This is a genomic window from Tabrizicola fusiformis, from assembly GCF_013328815.1.
GTDB lineage: Bacteria > Pseudomonadota > Alphaproteobacteria > Rhodobacterales > Rhodobacteraceae > Fuscibacter.
In genome coordinates, this window is the sequence record NZ_JABUHN010000002.1 from 90,623 (window position 1) to 107,860 (window position 17,238).

General features: G+C 66.3%; 17 protein-coding genes. 13 read left to right on the forward strand and 4 right to left on the reverse strand.

Annotation, left to right across the window (positions count from 1 at the left end; all coding sequences use genetic code 11):
- Positions 1–65: 65 nt before the first annotated feature.
- The 11 genes from HS053_RS03015 to HS053_RS03065 all read left to right on the forward strand — a co-directional run bounded on the left by HS053_RS03015 (position 66) and on the right by HS053_RS03065 (position 10,630).
- A complete protein-coding gene (locus HS053_RS03015; protein ID WP_174209730.1) occupies positions 66–314 on the forward strand; it encodes a DUF2484 family protein in 249 nt (82 codons plus the stop codon).
- A complete protein-coding gene (locus HS053_RS03020) occupies positions 311–568 on the forward strand; it encodes a DUF2484 family protein (RefSeq protein ID WP_174209731.1) in 258 nt (85 codons plus the stop codon). Before HS053_RS03015 ends, HS053_RS03020 begins: the two co-directional genes overlap by 4 nt.
- On the forward strand, positions 565–1,491 hold the full coding sequence (gene murB / locus HS053_RS03025) for a UDP-N-acetylmuramate dehydrogenase (RefSeq protein WP_174209732.1): 927 nt from the start codon (positions 565–567) through the stop codon (positions 1,489–1,491). The genes HS053_RS03020 and murB overlap by 4 nt, the downstream gene beginning before the upstream one ends.
- Positions 1,492–1,542: 51 nt before the next feature.
- Positions 1,543–2,463, forward strand: a complete 921-nt coding sequence (locus HS053_RS03030) for a D-alanine--D-alanine ligase (protein WP_174209733.1) — start codon at positions 1,543–1,545, stop codon at positions 2,461–2,463.
- A complete protein-coding gene (locus tag HS053_RS03035; RefSeq protein ID WP_174209734.1) occupies positions 2,451–3,350 on the forward strand; it encodes a cell division protein FtsQ/DivIB in 900 nt (299 codons plus the stop codon). The genes HS053_RS03030 and HS053_RS03035 overlap by 13 nt, the downstream gene beginning before the upstream one ends.
- The gene (ftsA, locus tag HS053_RS03040; protein ID WP_174209735.1) at positions 3,347–4,681 is read left to right on the forward strand and encodes a cell division protein FtsA; all 1,335 of its coding nucleotides are present in this window, start codon (positions 3,347–3,349) and stop codon (positions 4,679–4,681) included. The genes HS053_RS03035 and ftsA overlap by 4 nt, the downstream gene beginning before the upstream one ends.
- Before the next feature lie 214 nt (positions 4,682–4,895).
- Complete coding sequence (ftsZ, locus tag HS053_RS03045) at positions 4,896–6,533, forward strand: cell division protein FtsZ (protein WP_174209736.1); 1,638 nt, start codon at positions 4,896–4,898, stop codon at positions 6,531–6,533.
- A gap of 186 nt (positions 6,534–6,719) precedes the next feature.
- Positions 6,720–7,652 (forward strand): UDP-3-O-acyl-N-acetylglucosamine deacetylase, encoded by a 933-nt coding sequence (lpxC, locus tag HS053_RS03050; protein ID WP_174209737.1) that lies wholly within the window; start codon positions 6,720–6,722, stop codon positions 7,650–7,652.
- Between the two features lie 119 nt (positions 7,653–7,771).
- Positions 7,772–8,632 carry an outer membrane protein assembly factor BamD gene (locus tag HS053_RS03055; RefSeq protein ID WP_174209738.1) on the forward strand — a complete coding sequence of 287 codons (861 nt, stop codon included), beginning with the start codon at positions 7,772–7,774 and terminating at the stop codon, positions 8,630–8,632.
- A gap of 36 nt (positions 8,633–8,668) precedes the next feature.
- Positions 8,669–10,309, forward strand: coding sequence for a DNA repair protein RecN (gene recN / locus HS053_RS03060; protein ID WP_174209739.1), 1,641 nt, complete (start codon positions 8,669–8,671; stop codon positions 10,307–10,309).
- A 168-nt stretch (positions 10,310–10,477) separates the two neighbouring features.
- Positions 10,478–10,630 carry a DUF3563 domain-containing protein gene (locus HS053_RS03065; RefSeq protein ID WP_174209740.1) on the forward strand — a complete coding sequence of 51 codons (153 nt, stop codon included), beginning with the start codon at positions 10,478–10,480 and terminating at the stop codon, positions 10,628–10,630.
- Here HS053_RS03065 and HS053_RS03070 read toward each other — a convergent pair whose 3' ends face one another.
- The 3 genes from HS053_RS03070 to HS053_RS03080 all read right to left on the reverse strand — a co-directional run bounded on the left by HS053_RS03070 (position 10,631) and on the right by HS053_RS03080 (position 13,725).
- Positions 10,631–11,011 carry a DUF4440 domain-containing protein gene (locus HS053_RS03070; protein WP_174209741.1) on the reverse strand — a complete coding sequence of 127 codons (381 nt, stop codon included), beginning with the start codon at positions 11,009–11,011 and terminating at the stop codon, positions 10,631–10,633.
- Entirely contained in the window at positions 11,008–12,381 is a 1,374-nt protein-coding gene (locus HS053_RS03075) for an FAD-binding oxidoreductase (RefSeq protein ID WP_174209742.1), read from the reverse strand. The genes HS053_RS03070 and HS053_RS03075 overlap by 4 nt, the downstream gene beginning before the upstream one ends.
- Before the next feature lie 123 nt (positions 12,382–12,504).
- Complete coding sequence (locus HS053_RS03080) at positions 12,505–13,725, reverse strand: acyl-CoA dehydrogenase (protein ID WP_174209743.1); 1,221 nt, start codon at positions 13,723–13,725, stop codon at positions 12,505–12,507.
- Positions 13,726–13,836: 111 nt separating this feature from the next.
- On the opposite strand from HS053_RS03080, the gene HS053_RS03085 reads away from it, so the two are divergent.
- Together HS053_RS03085 and HS053_RS03090 are read left to right on the forward strand one after the other, a co-directional pair.
- On the forward strand, positions 13,837–14,727 hold the full coding sequence (locus tag HS053_RS03085) for a LysR family transcriptional regulator (RefSeq protein ID WP_174209744.1): 891 nt from the start codon (positions 13,837–13,839) through the stop codon (positions 14,725–14,727).
- Positions 14,728–14,849: 122 nt separating this feature from the next.
- Complete coding sequence (locus tag HS053_RS03090; protein ID WP_174209745.1) at positions 14,850–16,235, forward strand: NAD(P)/FAD-dependent oxidoreductase; 1,386 nt, start codon at positions 14,850–14,852, stop codon at positions 16,233–16,235.
- Positions 16,236–16,309: 74 nt separating this feature from the next.
- Here the strand turns inward: HS053_RS03090 and yghX are convergent, their stop codons facing one another.
- Complete coding sequence (gene yghX, locus HS053_RS03095) at positions 16,310–17,197, reverse strand: YghX family hydrolase (RefSeq protein WP_174209746.1); 888 nt, start codon at positions 17,195–17,197, stop codon at positions 16,310–16,312.
- Positions 17,198–17,238 lie beyond the last annotated feature (41 nt).

Consider the following 17,238-nt stretch of genomic DNA (forward strand, 5'->3'; position numbering starts at 1 on the left):
AACCCTTTCAAAGAGCTGTGGGTGGTTTCTGAGGGAGTTGTACAAATGTGCAGTCGGGTCTGCGTATGAGTTATCCACTCCTCCTCGGCTGTCTTTGGGTGGTCGCGGCGGCGGGCGTGTCGTTCCTGCCGATGCGCGCCCAATTCGCGCCGGGGCTGGCCCTGCTGATCGCCGCCCCGGTGCTGATCGTCTGGCTGGGACTGGCGCATGGCTGGTTCCTAGCGGGCATCGGCAGCTTTGCCTTCCTGTCGATGTTCCGCAAGCCGCTCTGGTATTTCACCCGCCGCGCCCTTGGACGAAAGGTCGCCGAATGACCGCCGCCCTGATTGCCGCCTTCCTCTGGCTGATCGCCGCCAATGTGATCGCCATGTTCCCCAGCCGCGACCAGCATTGGACCAACGCCTATATCCTGATCGCCATCGGCGTGCCGATCCTTGGCTGGGTCACCTTCACCGGCGGCCCGCTCTGGGGCTTTGCCGTGCTGGTCGGCGGGGCGAGCGTGCTGCGCTGGCCGCTGGTCTATCTCTGGCGCTGGACGCGGCGACAGGTGCAGGGGCTGCGGCCATGAGCGGGCTGCCCGCCGTGCGCGGCACGCTGACCCCGAGCCGCGCCCTCGCCGATCTGACGTGGCTGCGCGTCGGCGGCCCTGCTGACTGGCTGTTCCAGCCCGCTGATGAGACGGACCTTGCCGCTTTCCTTGCCGCGCTGGACCCGGCCATTGCCGTCTTCCCGATGGGGGTCGGCAGCAATCTGATCGTGCGCGACGGCGGTATCCGCGCCGTGGTGATCCGGCTGGGGCGCGGCTTCAATGCCATTGAAACCACAGGGGAAACCGTAACCGCAGGCGCGGCCGCGCTGGACGCCCATGTGGCGCGCAAGGCAGCCGGGGCGGGGCTGGACCTGACCTTCCTGCGCACCATTCCCGGCAGCATCGGCGGTGCTGTGCGGATGAATGCGGGCTGCTATGGGTCATATGTGGCGGACAATCTGGTGTCGGTCCGCGTCGTCACCCGTCAGGGCGCGGCGCGCGACATTCCCGCTGCCGACCTGAACCTGCGCTATCGCCAGTCCGACCTGCCGGAAGGTTGGGTCATCACCGCGGCCACCTTCCGCGCTGCCAAGGGCGATCCGGCGGAACTTGAGGCGCGGATGGCCGACCAGATTGCCAAGCGCGACGCCAGCCAGCCCACCAAAGACCGCAGCGCAGGGTCCACCTTCCGCAACCCGGTGGGCCATTCCAGCACCGGCCGCGCCGATGACAACCACGAGCTGAAGGCGTGGAAGGTGATCGACGATGCCGGGATGCGGGGCGCCACCAAGGGCGGCGCGCAGATGAGCCCGAAGCATTCCAACTTCCTGATCAACGCGGGTGGGGCCTCTGCCGCCGATCTCGAGGATTTGGGCGAAGAGGTGCGAAAAAGGGTTTTCCAACAGAGCGGTATCACGCTAGAGTGGGAAATCATGCGGGTCGGCGAACGCCCCGCGAAATGACAAGACCAAAATAACAAGACCACGGGCAAAAAGCCCGGGCAGAGGCAGTAAATGGCGGGCACATCGAGCGGGATGGCCCCCCGAGTGGCGGTGTTGATGGGTGGACTTTCCGCGGAGCGGGAGGTTTCCTTGTCGTCCGGGCGTGAATGCGCCGCGGCCCTTCGGGTGGCAGGGTTTCAGGTGATCGAGGTCGATTGTGGCCCCGACCTGCCCGCACGGCTGGCCGAAATCAAACCCGATGTCGCCTTCAATGCCCTGCATGGCCGTTGGGGCGAGGATGGCTGCGTGCAGGGCCTCTTGGAATGGCTGCGCATTCCTTACACCCATTCGGGCGTGCTGGCCTCGTCGCTGGCGATGGACAAGGCGCGCGCCAAAGAGGTTTACGCCGCCGCCGGTCTGCCCACCGTGACCAGCCGTCTGGCCTGCCGCGAAGAGGTCGAGGCGCATCACGTCCTGCCGCCACCCTATGTGGTGAAACCGAACAACGAAGGCTCGTCCGTCGGCGTCTATATTGTGCGCGAGGGGGCGAATGCCCCGCGTCTGGCCGCGACGATGCCGGAAGTGGTGATGGTGGAAACCTATGCCCCGGGACGCGAATTGACGACCGCCGTGATGGGGGACCGGGCGCTTTGCGTGACGGATATCATCACCAGCGGCTGGTATGATTACGATGCGAAATACACCACCGGCGGCTCGCGCCATGTGATCCCGGCGGACCTGCCGCAAGAGATTACCGAAGCCTGCCTGGACTATGCCCTGCGCGCCCACCGCGCCTTGGGCTGCCGGGGTGTCAGCCGCACCGATTTCCGCTGGGATGAAACGCGGGGTCTGGCGGGGCTGATCCTGCTCGAGACCAACACCCAGCCCGGCATGACGCCGACCTCGCTTGCGCCCGAGCAGGCGGGCCATTGCGGCATTTCCTTTCCCGAGCTTTGCCGCTGGATGGTCGAGGACGCCTCATGCAATCGCTAGCCCGCATTCCCCTGCGCCGCGATCCGGCGCCCAGCCGCTGGTCCTACCGGATGCAGCGGCTGTGGCTGACGCCGCTGTTCCGCCTGCTGTGCCGGGTGGGGCTGCCGGGGTTGGTCGTGGTGCTGGTTGCCGCATTGGTGCTGATGGATCAGGGGCGCCGCGCGGCCATCACGGGCGTCTTTTCCCACCTGACCGAACAGTTTCAGGCCCGCCCCGAGTTTCGCGTCAACCTGATGTCGGTCGAGGGGGCTTCGCCGGAACTGGCCGATGCCGTCCGGGCGCGGCTGGGGGTTAAGCTGCCGGTGTCGTCGTTCGATCTGGATCTCTTGGCGCTGCGGGCCAAGGCCGAAGCGATGGATGCCGTGGCCGCCGCCGAATTGCGCGTCCGCTCCGGCGGGGTGTTGCAGGTCACGATTACCGAGCGCGAGCCGATGCTGGTCTGGCGCAAGGATGATGCGCGGATCGAGATGCTGGATGCCTCGGGTCACCGGGTGGCGGCGCTGGCCGAGCGGGCCGACCGCCCCGATCTGCCGCTGATCGCGGGCGAGGGCGCCGATGCCGCTGCGGTTGAGGCGCTGGCGCTGATCGACGCCGCCGGGCCGCTTTTGCCGCGGATGCGCGGGCTGGTGCGGATGGGGCAGCGGCGCTGGGACATGGTTCTGGACCGCGACCAACGCATTCTGTTGCCCGCAGAAAACCCGGTTCCGGCGCTTGAGGCGCTTCTGGCGCTGAACACCGCCGACGACCTGCTGGCTCGCGACCTGACGGCGATTGATTTGCGCGACCCGGCGCGGCTGGTGCTGCGCCTGTCCCCCCATGCCCTGACCGAAGCCCGCCGCGCGCGTGGCATCATAGACAAGACCGCGAAGACGGAGAGCAGCCTATGACCGATCTTTACCAGACCCAGCGCGCCATGCGCACCCTGCGCCGCACCGCTATTCAGCGCGGGGTGGTGGCCATTCTGGACGTGGGCACCTCGAAGATCGCCTGTCTGGTGCTGCGCTTTGACGGATACGAAAGTCAGGCTGACAGCGACGGCGTGGGGCCGATGGCCGGGCAATCCACTTTCCGCGTGATCGGTGCCGCCACCACCCGCTCGCGCGGGGTGCGCTTTGGCGAAATCGCGGTGATGAATGAAACCGAACGCGCCATCCGCACCGCGGTTCAGGCGGCGCAGAAGATGGCGAATGTCCGTGTCGATCACGTGATCGCCTGTTTCTCGGGGGCCGAGCCGCGCAGCTATGGTCTGGCGGGCGAATGGGAATTGCAGGATTCGGTGGTCAGCGAACAGGATGTGGCCCGCGTGCTGGCCGCCTGCGACGTGCCCCCCTTGGGAGAGGCGCGCGAGGTGCTGCACGCCCAGCCGGTGAACTTTGCGCTGGACCACCGCACCGGGCTTGGCGACCCGCGCGGCCAGATCGGCAACCGGCTGGCCTGCGACATGCACCTGTTGTCGGTCGATGCCAGCGTGATCCAGAACCTGCTTTACTGCATCAACCGCTGTGACCTTGAACTCGCCGGGGTGGCGTCCTCGTCCTATGTTTCGGGCGTGGCCAGTCTGGTTGAGGATGAACAGGAACTGGGTGCTGCCTGCATCGACATGGGCGGCGGGTCCACCGGCATTTCGATCTTCATGAAGAAGCACATGATCTTTGCCGATGCGGTGCGCATGGGCGGCGACCATGTGACCTCGGACATCTCCAAGGGTCTGCAAGTGCCGCTGGCCGTGGCCGAGCGGATCAAGACCAAGCATGGCGGCGTTCACGCCACCGGCATGGATGACCGCGAGATGATCGAGATGGGCGGAGATTCCGGCGATTGGGAGAAAGACCGCCGTCAGGTCAGCCGCACGGAACTTATCGGCATCATGCGGCCGCGGGTCGAGGAAATCCTTGAAGAGGTGCGCGGGCGTCTGGATGCGGCAGGGTTCGACACTTTGCCCAGCCAGCAGATCGTTCTGACGGGCGGCGCCAGCCAGATCCCGGGGCTTGACGGGCTGGCCAGCCGCATTCTGGGCAGCCGGGTGCGGATGGGCCGCCCCCTGCGGGTGCAGGGCCTGCCGCAGGCCGCCACCGGCGCGGCCTTTTCGGCCGCGGTGGGGCTTTGCCTCTTTGCGGCACATCCGCAGGATGAATGGTGGGACTTCGACATTCCGACCGAACGCTATCCGGCACGCTCGATCAAGAGGGCCCTGCGGTGGTTCAAGGACAACTGGTAACCCGCTATATCCTGCGCTTCTGGCGAAATGCCGCTGATACGGGCGGCATTCCTCCCAGATTTTGTGGGAACACAGTGTTTTTCTCGTGACCTCCGGTTTCCTTGTGGATAGATTGGGGGATAAGTCGGCATTCCGGGCCTCGGGGACGGGTTCGGACAGACCGGCAGCTTAACCGGCGCGGCAGCAAGCCAGCACAAGAACAGGCGGACAGACCATGGCATTGAACCTGATCATGACCAATCAGCGCGAAGAGCTGAAGCCGCGCATCACCGTTTTCGGCGTCGGTGGGGCGGGCGGCAATGCCGTCAACAACATGATCGACAAATCCCTTGAGGGGGTCGAGTTCGTGGTCGCCAACACCGATGCGCAGGCGCTGCAGCAATCCAAGGCCGAAGCCCGCATCCAGATGGGCCTGAAGGTGACCGAAGGTCTGGGCGCCGGCGCGCGCCCCACGGTTGGCGCCGCCGCCGCCGAAGAGACCATCGAAGAGATCGTTGACCATCTGGCCGGCGCCCATATGTGCTTCATCACCGCCGGGATGGGCGGCGGCACCGGCACCGGCGCGGCCCCGATCATCGCGCAGGCCGCGCGGGAGCTGGGCGTGCTGACCGTCGGCGTCGTGACCAAGCCCTTCCAGTTCGAGGGCAACAAGCGGATGAAGCAGGCCGAAGAGGGCATCGCTGCCCTGCAAAAGGTCGTCGATACGCTGATCATCATTCCGAACCAGAACCTCTTCCGTTTGGCGAACGAGCGCACCACCTTCACCGAAGCCTTCGCCATGGCCGATGACGTGCTGTATCAGGGCGTCAAGGGCGTGACCGATCTGATGGTGCGCCCCGGCCTGATCAACCTCGACTTTGCCGATGTCCGCGCCGTGATGGACGAGATGGGCAAGGCGATGATGGGCACCGGCGAAGCCTCGGGCGATGACCGTGCGGTTCAGGCGGCGGAAAAGGCCATTGCCAACCCGCTGTTGGACGAAATCAGCCTGCATGGCGCCAAGGGCGTGCTGATCAACATCACCGGCGGCACCGATCTGACGCTGTTCGAACTGGACGAAGCCGCCAATATTATCCGCGAAAAGGTCGATCCTGACGCCAATATCATCGTGGGCAGCACGCTTGACCCGTCGATGCAGGGCGCGATCCGGGTTTCGGTCGTCGCCACCGGCATTGATGTGAGCCAGGCCAAGGCCGATGTGCCCGTCGCCCGCCGCTCGATGGCCGAGCCGCTGAAGCCCGTGCAACCGGCGCCCGAGCCGCGCCGTGAAGCGCCGATGACGCTGACCGCGCCCGCCGCGCCGCAAAGCTATGCCCCGGCGCCGACCCTGTTTGACGAGGTTCCCGCCGCCGCCTTCCAACCGGCGCCCGAGCCGGAAGACGTGATTGCCGCCGCCGACGATCTGCCGCCGCCGGTCTATCGCGCCCCCGCTGCGCAACAGCAACCGGCGCCGCGTTCGGCGCCCGCCGCCGCGGCTGCCCATGATGCCGACGCGGCCAGCTTTGTCGCGCCGCGTCCGCGCGCCCCCGGCACCCCATCGCCCGAGGCGCTGGCCCGTCTGCAGGCCGCTGTGTCGAAAAGCCCTGCCGCTGCCGCGCAGCGCCCGGCGGCAGCCGCCGCTCCGGCCCGCGCCCCTGCGGCGCAGCCCGCGGCCAAGCCCGCCGCCGAGGCCCGCCCGCGCTTTGGCATCGGCGGTCTGATCAGCCGGATGGCCGGCGGTCACCCCGAAACCGCCGAGCGCCCGGCCGCCCGGAACCAGCCGCCCGTCACCTCTTATGACGACGAGCAGGACATGGGCGCCGATCAGGAACGGATCGAGATTCCCGCCTTCCTGCGGCGGCAGGCCAACTGACGAAAGGTTGCAATCGTTGCAAAGGCCCGGCCAAGCGCCGGGCTTTTTCATTTATATCAATGACTTGCCGCGTTGCGGCGCTGTCACATTCGGTTACAAAGAGTGAGTTGAGATCACAACCCAAGCGCCCTAGGTAGGTCTCGCCGGGACAATACCGGCGCTTGAACGGGTTCGGGATCAACAGCCGTGCAAAACACGCTTGCCACCTCTGCCACCTTCCGGGGGCTTGGCCTTCACTCCGGCGCGCCGGTCACCATGACCGTGCATCCGGCCGAGGCGGGTCATGGCATCTGGTTCCGGCGGATCGATCTGGCCGCGGGCGATACCCGTGTGGCCGCCCGCTGGGATACCGTCGTTCCCTCGAAACTCTGCACCCTGATCGCCAATGCGGCGGGCGCTTCGGTTTCGACCATCGAACATGTGATGGCCGCGCTGGCCGGTTCGGCCATCCACAATGCGCTGATCGACATTGACGGGCCGGAAGTGCCGATTCTCGACGGTTCGGCGGCGCCTTTCGTGGCGGGCTTCCTTGCTGCGGGCATCGTGGCGCAGGATGCGCCGGTGCGGGCGCTGCGGGTGCTGAAAACGGTGGAAGTGCGCGAGGGTGAGGCCGTCGCGCGTCTGGAACCGGCCGAAATGCTGGAAATCGACTTCGAGATCGACTTTACCGATGCCGCCATCGGCCGTCAGGAAAAGCACCTGAATCTGGCCAACGGCGCCTTCGTGCGCGAACTCTCTGACAGCCGCACCTTCTGCCGCAATGCCGAAGTGGTGGCGATGCGCGAACGCGGGCTGGCCTTGGGCGGCACGCTGGAAAATGCCGTGGTGTTCGAGGGCGACCGCGTGTTGTCGCCCGGCGGGCTGCGCCATGCCGACGAACCCGTGCGTCACAAGATGCTGGATGCGGTGGGCGACCTTGCCCTTGCCGGAGGGCCGATCCTGGGCCGCTATACCGGCGTGCGCGCCGGCCATGCGATGACCAACCGTCTGCTGCGCGCGCTTTTCGCCACGCCGGGCGCCTGGCGCTGGCAAGATTGCACCGAACTGACCGGCGCCAAACTGCCGGGTGTGGGCGTGCATTCCGCCGATCTGCCCCGCTCTCTGGCTGCTGTTGCCTGATAAGCGGCGGCGCGGCATAAACCCGTTTTGCGCCCCGGATTTTTCTGTGCTACGAGGGGCCAACACGGGCAGAACCCGCCTCTGGGCCGGGACGCACGAGGCAACGGGATAGGCGGAAGATGGCAGGCGGACAGTCGGGTGCGGTGCGGCAGGCTCTTGGCGCCGCCCTCCTTATGACGATGTTGCTGACGGGCTGCGGCACGCTCGGCTGGGGCAAGCCGAAAGAGCGGGCCCTTGACACCTATACCCCCGAAGAACTCTACCAGATGGGCGAGTATCAGCTTGAAACCGCCAAGAAACCCGAAGCGGCCCTGCTGTATTTTCAGGAAGTCGAGCGGATCTATCCCTATACCGAATGGGCCAAGCGCGGGCTGATCATGCAGGCCTTCACCCTGCACAAGAACAAGGAGTATGAACAGGCCCGCGACGCGGCGCAGCGCTTCCTTGATTTCTACCCGGGGGATGAGGATGCGGCCTATGCGCAATACCTCATGGCGCTGTCCTATTATGATGAAATTGACGAGGTGGGCCGGGATCAGGGCCTGACCTTCCAGGCGCTGCAATCGCTGCGCGTGGTGATCGAACAATATCCCGACAGCGAATATGCCAAATCGGCGATGATGAAATTCGATCTGGCCTTTGACCATCTGGCGGCCAAGGAAATGGAAATCGGGCGCTACTACCTCAAGCGCAAGAATTACGCCGCCGCGATCAACCGCTTCCGCACCGTGGTTCAGGACTTCCAGACCACCACCCACACCGCCGAGGCGCTGCACCGGCTGGTGGAATGCTACCTTGCCCTTGGGTTCGAGGAAGAGGCGCAGACGGCGGCGGCGATCCTTGGCCACAACTATCAGTCCTCGCCCTTCTATGACGACAGTTTCCGCCTGTTGAAGGGTAAGGGCCTGTCGCCCGAAGCCAAGGGCACAAGCTGGCTGGCGACGGTTTACCGCCAGATGATCCGGGGCGAATGGCTGTAAGGGGGATGGGCAGATTGCCCATCCTACGGGGATGCTATGCTTCGCTCGCTTGAAATCCGCGATGTGCTGATCATCGACCGGCTGTCGCTGGCCCTCGGGCCGGGGCTGAACGTGCTGACCGGTGAGACGGGGGCAGGCAAGTCGATTCTGCTTGACGCCTTGGGATTCGTACTGGGCTGGCGGGGCAGGGCGGAACTGGTCCGTCAGGGCGCCGCGCAGGGCGAGGTGGAGGCGGTTTTCGACCTTCCCGCCGGCCATGCCGCCCGCGCCGTTCTGGCCGAGGCCGGGATCGGCGGCGAGGATGAGCTGATCCTGCGCCGCGTGAACACCGCCGATGGCCGCAAGACCGCCTGGGTCAATGACCGCCGCGTGTCGGGCGAGGTGTTGCGCGACCTCTCCGAAACGCTGGTGGAGCTGCATGGCCAGCATGACGACCGCGGCCTTCTGAACCCGCGCGGCCACCGGCAACTGCTCGACGCCTTCGGCAGCATCGACACCGCCGCAGCCCGTGCCGCATGGCGCGCGCGGGCTGAGGCGCGGGCGGCGCTGGATGCTGCGCAGACCAGCCTTGCCCGGGCGCAGGCCGAAGAGGATTTCCTGCGCCATGCCGTGGCCGAACTCGATAAACTGGCCCCCAAACCGGGCGAAGAGGCCGAACTCGACAGTCGCCGCCGCATGATGCAGGGCGCCGAGCGCATTCGCGCCGATGTTGCCCGCGCCCATTCTACGCTGTCCGAGGGCGCCACTGGCGCGATGCGCGATGCGCTGCGCTGGCTGGAAGGCGCCTCTGACCGGGCCGAAGGGCGGCTGGACGGTGCGCTGGCCGCGCTGAACCGCGCGCTCTTGGAACTGTCCGATGCCGAAGCCGGGGTGGAAGACGCGCTGCGCAGCCTCGACTTCAACCCTTCCGAGCTTGAGGCGCTCGAAGAGCGGCTTTTTGCGATCCGCGCCTTGGCCCGCAAGCATTCGGTGCTGGCCGATGATCTGGCGGCGCTTGCCGCCGATCTCTCCGCCCGGCTGGCGGCGATTGACGGGGGCGCGGCGGGGCTCGCGCGGTTGGAGCAGGCCGTTCTGGCAGCCGATGCCGCCTATACTGCCGCCGCCACCGCCCTGACCCGCGCCCGCCGCGCTGCGGCCCAGCGGCTTGATACCGCGATGGCCGCCGAACTGGCCCCGCTGAAGATGGAGCGGGCGGTCTTCGCCACCGAAATCGCCACCGCCGATCCGGGGCCTGAGGGGATGGATGCCGTCACCTTCACCGTCGCCACCAACCCCGGCGCCCCGGCAGGCGCCCTGAACCGCATCGCTTCGGGCGGCGAACTCAGCCGCTTTCTGCTGGCGCTGAAGGTCTGCCTGCATGGCGACACCCCCGGCATGACACTGATTTTCGACGAGATTGACCGGGGCGTCGGCGGCGCCACCGCCGATGCCGTGGGTCGTCGGCTGAAATCCTTGGCAGATACGGCGCAGGTGCTGGTCGTGACCCATTCGCCGCAGGTGGCGGCCTTTGGCGGCCATCACTGGCGCGTGGCCAAGCGGGTGGAAGGCGGCCAGACCCTCTCCACCGTCACCGCGCTTTCCGCGCCCGAACGGGTCGAGGAAATCGCGCGGATGCTGGCGGGCGATACCGTCACCGACGCCGCCCGCGCCGCTGCGCAGGCGCTGCTGGCGCCCTGAGGCTGGTTCTGCAACTGCCCCGGGCAGGTCACGGCGCAACCGGACAGTGCCCGGAAATCGCGCAGCAAGCCAGTCACCAGGCGCATAACTGCTTTACCCAATGCAGGGCTTACATGCTGCGATGCAGCAAACTATCTTCGGGACAGGTTACAAGGAAAGGAGCCTGTCATGGTCTCTTCGCTCAAATCTCTCTTCGCCGCCCTGCGCGTTCCCAGCCGTTCACAGCTTGAACGGGCTTATCTGGAAGGCTCCGTCTCGCGGATCGACCTTGAACGCCGCGAGCGTGAAATCGAACAGGGCATGTTCGCCCGCTACTACTGATCAGTCCACCGCGCTGAAGGCGAGGCTCTCGGCCTCTTGCCCCATGTCGCTGCGCCGCAGCACCGCGGTCAGCATCGCACCAAAGCGCGGCACCTCGGCGCCGCTGGCATCGCGGGCGCCCGTCACGACAAACCGCTGCCGCAGCAGGCTTACCCCGGGGCCCAGCGGCAGGATGCTGCCGCGCCCGGTGACCAGACGCGCCCGGGCCAGCGCGCCCTGTGCCTCGGCGGCAAAGGCGGCCTCGGCGGCGGCCCGCCCCTCGGCCCAGACCCCGGTGAGCGTCAACGCCGTGCCCTCGGGCGCCAGAAGCCGCGACAGCGCCCCGCCATCGCCTTCGGCAAAGGCCAGCGCAAAGGCGCGGCTGAAATCCTCGGGCGTCATGCGCCGGCCACCAGCTTGCCGGGGTTCATCAGCCCCCTCGGGTCCAGTGCCCGCTTGATTGCCCCCATCACCGCCCACCCCTCACCATGTTCCGCCGCCATCAGTGGCAGCTTGCCAAAACCCACACCATGCTCGCCGGTGATGGTGCCGCCAAGCGCCAGCGCCCGCGCCGCCATCCGCGCCGCAAGCCCCTTGGCCGCCGCGATTTCCGCCGGATCATCCGGATTGACCAGCAGGATGGCATGGAAATTCCCGTCGCCGACATGGCCCAGGATCGGCCCCGGGATCGGGCTGGCGGCAATATCGGCCCGCGTTTCCTCCACCGCCTGCGCCAGCCGGGAAATCGGCACGCAGACATCGGTGATGATCGCCCGCGCCCCCGGCCGGCTGGCCAGAATCGCCGGATAGGCGTTGTGGCGCATCTTCCACAGCCGGTTGCGGTCTTCCTGCCGCTCGGCCCAAAGGAAATCGGCGGCGCCAAACCCCGCCGCAATCTCACCAAACCGTTCCGCCTGTTCCGCCACCGCCGCGGGCGAGCCGTGAAATTCCACCAGCAAGAGCGGCGCCAGCGGCAGATCGGTCTTTGAGTAAGCATTGCAGGCCGCCACCGTGGCCGTATCCAGCACCTCGATCCGCGCCATCGGGATGCCGGTCTGGATCGTGGCAATCACGCAATCCACCGCCTCGGCAATGCCCGGAAAGGCGCAGGTCGCCGCCGACACCGCCTCGGGCTGGCCCTGCAGCCGCAGGGTGATTTCGGTGATCAGCCCCAGCGTTCCTTCGGACCCCACCATCAGTGCCGTCAGGTCATAGCCCGCCGAAGACTTGGGCGCGCCCGATCCGGTGCGGATCACCCGCCCGTCGGCCAGCACCACCTCAAGCCCCAGCACCGCATCGCGCATCGTGCCATAGCGCACTGCCGCCGTGCCGCTGGCCCGGGTTGCCGTCATGCCGCCGATGCTGGCATTCGCCCCCGGGTCCACCGGAAAGAACAGCCCCGTCGCGCGCAGTTCCGCATTCAGCGCCTCGCGCGTGATGCCGGGCTGCACCCGTGCTAGCATGTCTTCGGCCCGCACCTCCAGCACCGCCGCCATCTCGCGGAAATCCACCGTCACCCCGCCGTGCCGCGCCAAGGCGTGTCCTTCCAGAGAGGTGCCCGCGCCCCAGCCGATCATCGGCACGCCATGGGCCGCGCAGATTTTCACCAGCGCGGCCACTTCCGCGGTCGAGCGGGGGAAGGCCACCGCATCGGGTGGCGCCGCCGAAACAAGGCTCTCGCTCTGGCCATGCTGGGCCAGAACGGCGGTGGCGGTGGACAGGCGGTCCCCCAAAAGGGCGCGCAATTCGGCAAGGACAGGGGCAAGCGACATGACAGGAGTTTAGGCAGGCGGGCCGCTAAAGCAAAGGCGCGCCCGAAGGCGCGCCGCAAGATTTTCGAAAAATCTTGCAAATTCCTTCTAAGGAATTTGCCGGTTCCTTGCAGGAACCGCTCCCTAGAAAAACGCCTGCAACCCGGTGATCGCCCGGCCGAGGATCAGCGCATGAACGTCATGCGTGCCTTCATAGGTGTTGACGGTTTCCAGGTTCACCATATGGCGCATGATCTGGAAATCTTCTTGAATGCCGTTGCCGCCATGCATGTCGCGCGCCCAGCGGGCCGCATCCAGCGCCTTGCCGCAATTGTTGCGCTTGACGATCGAGATCATCTCCGGCGCTGCATTCGCCTCATCCAGCAGCCGGCCGACGCGCAGGCTTGCCTGCATCCCCAGCGAGATTTCGGTCAGCATATTGGCCAGTTTCAGCTGGTAAAGCTGGGTCTGCGCCAGCGGCCGGTTGAACTGCTTGCGATCCAGCCCATATTGCCGCGCGGCGCCCATGCAGAACTCCGCCGCACCCAGCACGCCCCACGAGATGCCATAGCGCGCCCGGTTGAGGCAGCCGAACGGACCCTTCAGCCCCTCGACATGCGGCAGAAGGGCATCTTCGCCGACTTCCACCCCGTTCAGCACGATTTCCCCGGTGATCGAGGCCCGCAAGGACAGTTTCCCGCCCACTTTCGGCGCGGAAAGCCCCTTCATGCCCTTTTCCAGCACGAAACCCTTGATCTTGCCGCCATGCGCCTCGGACTTGGCCCAGACCACGAACACATCGGCGATCGGCGCGTTGGAAATCCACATCTTGGCGCCGTTCAGCACATAGCCATTGGCGGTCTTCTTCGCCGTGGTCTTCATCCCCGCCGGGTCCGACCCGGCATCCGGCTCGGTCAGGCCGAAACAGCCGATCCACTCACCCGAGGCCAGTTTCGGCAGGTATTTCTTGCGCTGTTCCTCGGTGCCATAGGCATAGATCGGATACATCACCAGGCTGGATTGCACCGACATCATCGAGCGATAGCCGGAATCCACCCGCTCCACTTCCCGCGCGATCAGGCCATAGGCGACGTAAGAGGCGCCCAACCCGCCGTATTCCTCGGGCACGGTCACGCCCAGCAGGCCCATCTCGCCCATCTCGCGGAAGATCGCCGGATCGGTGGTTTCTTCACGATAGGCGGCAATCACGCGCGGTTGCAGCTTTTCCTGCGCATAGGCGCGGGCCGCGTCGCGCAGCATCCGCTCTTCCTCGGTCAACTGGTCATTCAGACGGAAGGGATCTTCCCAGTCGAAACGGCCCAGATCGGGGGCATCCTTGGCCTTGAGTTTGGGTTTGTCGGTCATCCTGTCCTCCAGCGCGGAAAACTCATGCTTCCGCAGAAATCCTGTCGCCTTCTGCCACGAATCCGCGCAGAATGCCACCGAAACCGCCTCAGTCCACCATGAGGGAAACTCATGTTCGCGCGCCGTTACCTGCCCTCGCTCCCCTCGCTTCTGGCGCTTGAAGCGGTGGCGCGTCTGGGCACTGCCTCGGCTGCGGCGGAGGAGCTGAACCTGACCCAAGGCGCCATCAGCCGCCAGTTGCAGGTGCTTGAGGGGCAGTTGGGGGTGGCCCTGATCATCCGCGACAAGCACCGCCTGCGCCTGACCCCCGCCGCGCAGGATTTCGTGGCCGAGGCGCGGCGGGCGCTGACCACGCTGTCGCGCGCCTCGTTGGCCTTGCGGGCCAATCCGACCGGCGGCAGCCTGAACCTTGCTATCCTGCCCGCCTTCGGGATGCACTGGCTGGCGCCGCGACTGGCGCGCTTTGCCACCCAGCACCCCGAGGTGACGGTGAACCTCTCTACCCGGTTGAAACCCTTTGACTTTTCCGCGACCGCCTTCGATGCCGCCATCCATTACGGGCGGCAGGACTGGCCGGGGGTGGATTACCTCAAGCTGATGGACGAAGACCTGCTGGCGGTCGCCGCCCCGGGCCTGCCGCCCATGGCTCGGGCCGAAGACATTCTGACCCAGCCGTTGTTGCAACTGGAAAGCCGCCCGGGCGACTGGGGCCGCTGGCTGGCGCATCACGGCGCGGCCAATGAGAGGCCGCCGGCGATGCTGTTCGACCAGTTCGCCACCATGACTCAGGCCGCGATCCACGGCCTTGGCCTTGCCTTGCTGCCGCTGTTCCTGATCCGCCGCGATCTGGAGGAGGGGCGGCTGGTGCCCGCCTTTGGCCAAGCCGTGCCTGCCTTGGGCAGCTATTATCTTGTCTGGCCGAAAGATACGCCGCCCCGCGCGCCGCTGACTTCGTTCCGGCGCTGGCTGACCTCGGAACTGCCGCCCGTTCATCTTGGCTGAAATATCCCGGGGGAGGCGCGGCACGCGCCGGGGGCAGCGCCCCCTCTTGTCGGTAACCGCAGCGCGCCCCTTGCCTTTGATCAAATCCCGCAGCACCATCGCGCCGAATCCGCGAGGCCGCCATGCAACCCAAGACCATCGGTGACGTTTCCTTCTGGTATGCCGATATCGGCCTGCCGCAAACCCGCCGACCGGCCCTGCAAGGCGATACCACCGCCGATGTCGCCATCATCGGGGCGGGCTTTACCGGGCTCTGGACCGCCTGGTATCTGAAACAGGCCAAGCCTGACCTCAATGTGCTGGTTCTGGAAAAGGAGTTTGCCGGTTTCGGCGCCTCGGGCCGCAACGGCGGTTGGTGCATGGGCACCTTTGCCTGGAAACATGAGGCTTATGAAAAGGACAGCTCGCGTGCGGCGGTGCTGGAGATGGTCCGCCATCTGGAAGGGGCCGTGCCGGAAATCGCCAGTATCTGCGCCGAACAGGGGATCGACGCCGATATCATCCCGACCGAAGAGATGATGGTGGCCACCAACCCGGCGCAACTGACCCGGATGCGCGGCGAGATTGCCCATCGCCAGCATTGGGGCGACGGCCACCGCGTGCGCGAACTGTCACCGCAAGAGGTGGCACAGCGGGTCAACATTCCGAATGTGCTGGGGGCGATGGTGGTTTCGGGCATGGCGCGCATCCAGCCCGCAAAGCTGGTGCGCGGCCTTGCCGACGCTTGCGAGCGGGCCGGGGTGCGCATTGCCGAAGGCACCGAGGTTCTCGATTACGCGCGGGGACTGGTGACCACCGATCACGGCAAGGTCCGCGCGCCCATCATCCTGCGCTGCACCGAAGGCTTCACCGCCACCCTGCCGGGACGCAAGCGGGAATGGGTGCCGCTCAACTCGGCCCAGATCGCCACGGTTCCGCTGCCGCCCGAGGTCTGGGCCAAGATCGGCTGGGACGGGCACGAGCTTATCGGCGACATGATGAACGCCTATTGCTATTGCCAGCGCACGCGCGAGGGGCGGATTACGGTGGGGGCGCGCGGGGTGCCCTATAAATTCGGCTCGAAAATGGACAAGAACGGCGCGCCGGACCCCGAAACCACCCGCCGCCTGACCGAAGTGCTGCACCGCCACTTCCCCGAGGCCGCGGCCTATCCGATCGACCATGCCTGGTGCGGGGTGATCGGTGTGCCACGCGACTGGTGCGCGACGGTGGGGCTTGACCGGGAAACGGGTCTGGGCTGGGCGGGGGGGTATGTCGGCACCGGGGTGTCCACAGCGAACCTTGCGGGCCGCACGCTGGCCGATCTGGCCTTGGGCCGCGATAGCGAGATCACCCGGCTGCCCTGGGTCAACCGCCGCCCCCGGCAATGGGAACCGGAACCCTTCCGCTGGCTGGGTATCCATATGATGTACAAGCTTTTTGCCATCGCCGACCGGCGCGAGGAGCGCCTTGGCATCCCGCCGTCCCTGTTCGCGCGCTTCGGCAACTGGATCACCGGGCGGCATTGATCAGGATGGGGGCAGGATGGGCAGATTGCCCATCCTGCGGGCGCCTGTAGGATGGGCGATCTGCCCATCCCGCCTTACCCGATGTTGGCCTTGAAAAAGGCCAATGTCCGCTCCCATGCCAGATTGGCCGCAGCCTCGTCATAGCGCGGCGTGCTGTCATTGTGGAAACCGTGATTGACGCCCTCATAGATATGGGCCTCATACTGCGTTCCCGCCGCCTTGAGCGCCGCCTCATACTCCGGCCAGCCGGCATTCACCCGCTCATCAAGGCCCGCATAATGGATCAGAAGCGGTGCTTTGATCTTCGCCACATCCGCCGCCGCCGGTTGCCGCCCATAGAACGGCACTGCGCCGCCCAGTTCGGGATAGGCCACCGCCGCCGCATTGGCGACGCCCCCGCCATAGCAAAAGCCGGTGATGCCGACCTTGCCCGTCGTCGCCTCATGCGCCATCAGCCATTCGATGGCGGCAAAGAAGTCGTTCATCAGCTTTTCGGGGTCCACCTTCGACTGCAATTCGCGCCCGGCTTCGTCATTTCCCGGATAGCCGCCGACCGAAGTCAGCCCGTCCGGCGCCAGCGCGATGAACCCCGCCTTTGCCAGCCGCCGCGCGACATCCTCGATATAGGGGTTCAGCCCGCGGTTCTCATGCACCACCACGACAGCGGGCAGTTTGCCGGTCGCCGCCGCGGGCCGCACCAGATAGCCGCGCACCTCGCCATGGCCATTGGGCGACGGATACATCACATATTCCCCGACAATGTCGGGATCGTTGAACGAAACCTGCTCGGCCAGCGCATAATTCGGCCCCATCATCCCCAGAATGGCCATGGCCGTCACGCCTCCCACCGCGAATTTGCCGGCGCGGTCGAGAAACTCGCGCTTGGTGATCCGCCCATGGGCATAAAAATCATACAGCTCCAGCAATTCGGGGCTGAAGTCCTTTGCCGTCATCCGTGTCATCGCGCCCTCCCGTGGTTCAAGCCGGAAAGGGTAGGGCGGTT

Bases quoted from the DNA above. Each gene is read 5' to 3' on its own strand.
- HS053_RS03015 (WP_174209730.1), top strand. From the start codon at position 66: ATGAGTTATCCACTCCTCCTCGGCTGTCTTTGGGTGGTCGCGGCGGCG.
- HS053_RS03020 (WP_174209731.1), top strand. From the start codon at position 311: ATGACCGCCGCCCTGATTGCCGCCTTCCTCTGGCTGATCGCCGCCAAT.
- murB (WP_174209732.1), top strand. From the start codon at position 565: ATGAGCGGGCTGCCCGCCGTGCGCGGCACGCTGACCCCGAGCCGCGCC.
- HS053_RS03030 (WP_174209733.1), top strand. From the start codon at position 1,543: ATGGCGGGCACATCGAGCGGGATGGCCCCCCGAGTGGCGGTGTTGATG.
- HS053_RS03035 (WP_174209734.1), top strand. From the start codon at position 2,451: ATGCAATCGCTAGCCCGCATTCCCCTGCGCCGCGATCCGGCGCCCAGC.
- ftsA (WP_174209735.1), top strand. From the start codon at position 3,347: ATGACCGATCTTTACCAGACCCAGCGCGCCATGCGCACCCTGCGCCGC.
- ftsZ (WP_174209736.1), top strand. From the start codon at position 4,896: ATGGCATTGAACCTGATCATGACCAATCAGCGCGAAGAGCTGAAGCCG.
- HS053_RS03055 (WP_174209738.1), top strand. From the start codon at position 7,772: ATGGCAGGCGGACAGTCGGGTGCGGTGCGGCAGGCTCTTGGCGCCGCC.
- recN (WP_174209739.1), top strand. From the start codon at position 8,669: ATGCTTCGCTCGCTTGAAATCCGCGATGTGCTGATCATCGACCGGCTG.
- HS053_RS03065 (WP_174209740.1), top strand. From the start codon at position 10,478: ATGGTCTCTTCGCTCAAATCTCTCTTCGCCGCCCTGCGCGTTCCCAGC.
- HS053_RS03070 (WP_174209741.1), bottom strand. From the start codon at position 11,011: ATGACGCCCGAGGATTTCAGCCGCGCCTTTGCGCTGGCCTTTGCCGAA.
- HS053_RS03075 (WP_174209742.1), bottom strand. From the start codon at position 12,381: ATGTCGCTTGCCCCTGTCCTTGCCGAATTGCGCGCCCTTTTGGGGGAC.
- HS053_RS03080 (WP_174209743.1), bottom strand. From the start codon at position 13,725: ATGACCGACAAACCCAAACTCAAGGCCAAGGATGCCCCCGATCTGGGC.
- HS053_RS03085 (WP_174209744.1), top strand. From the start codon at position 13,837: ATGTTCGCGCGCCGTTACCTGCCCTCGCTCCCCTCGCTTCTGGCGCTT.
- HS053_RS03090 (WP_174209745.1), top strand. From the start codon at position 14,850: ATGCAACCCAAGACCATCGGTGACGTTTCCTTCTGGTATGCCGATATC.
- yghX (WP_174209746.1), bottom strand. From the start codon at position 17,197: ATGACACGGATGACGGCAAAGGACTTCAGCCCCGAATTGCTGGAGCTG.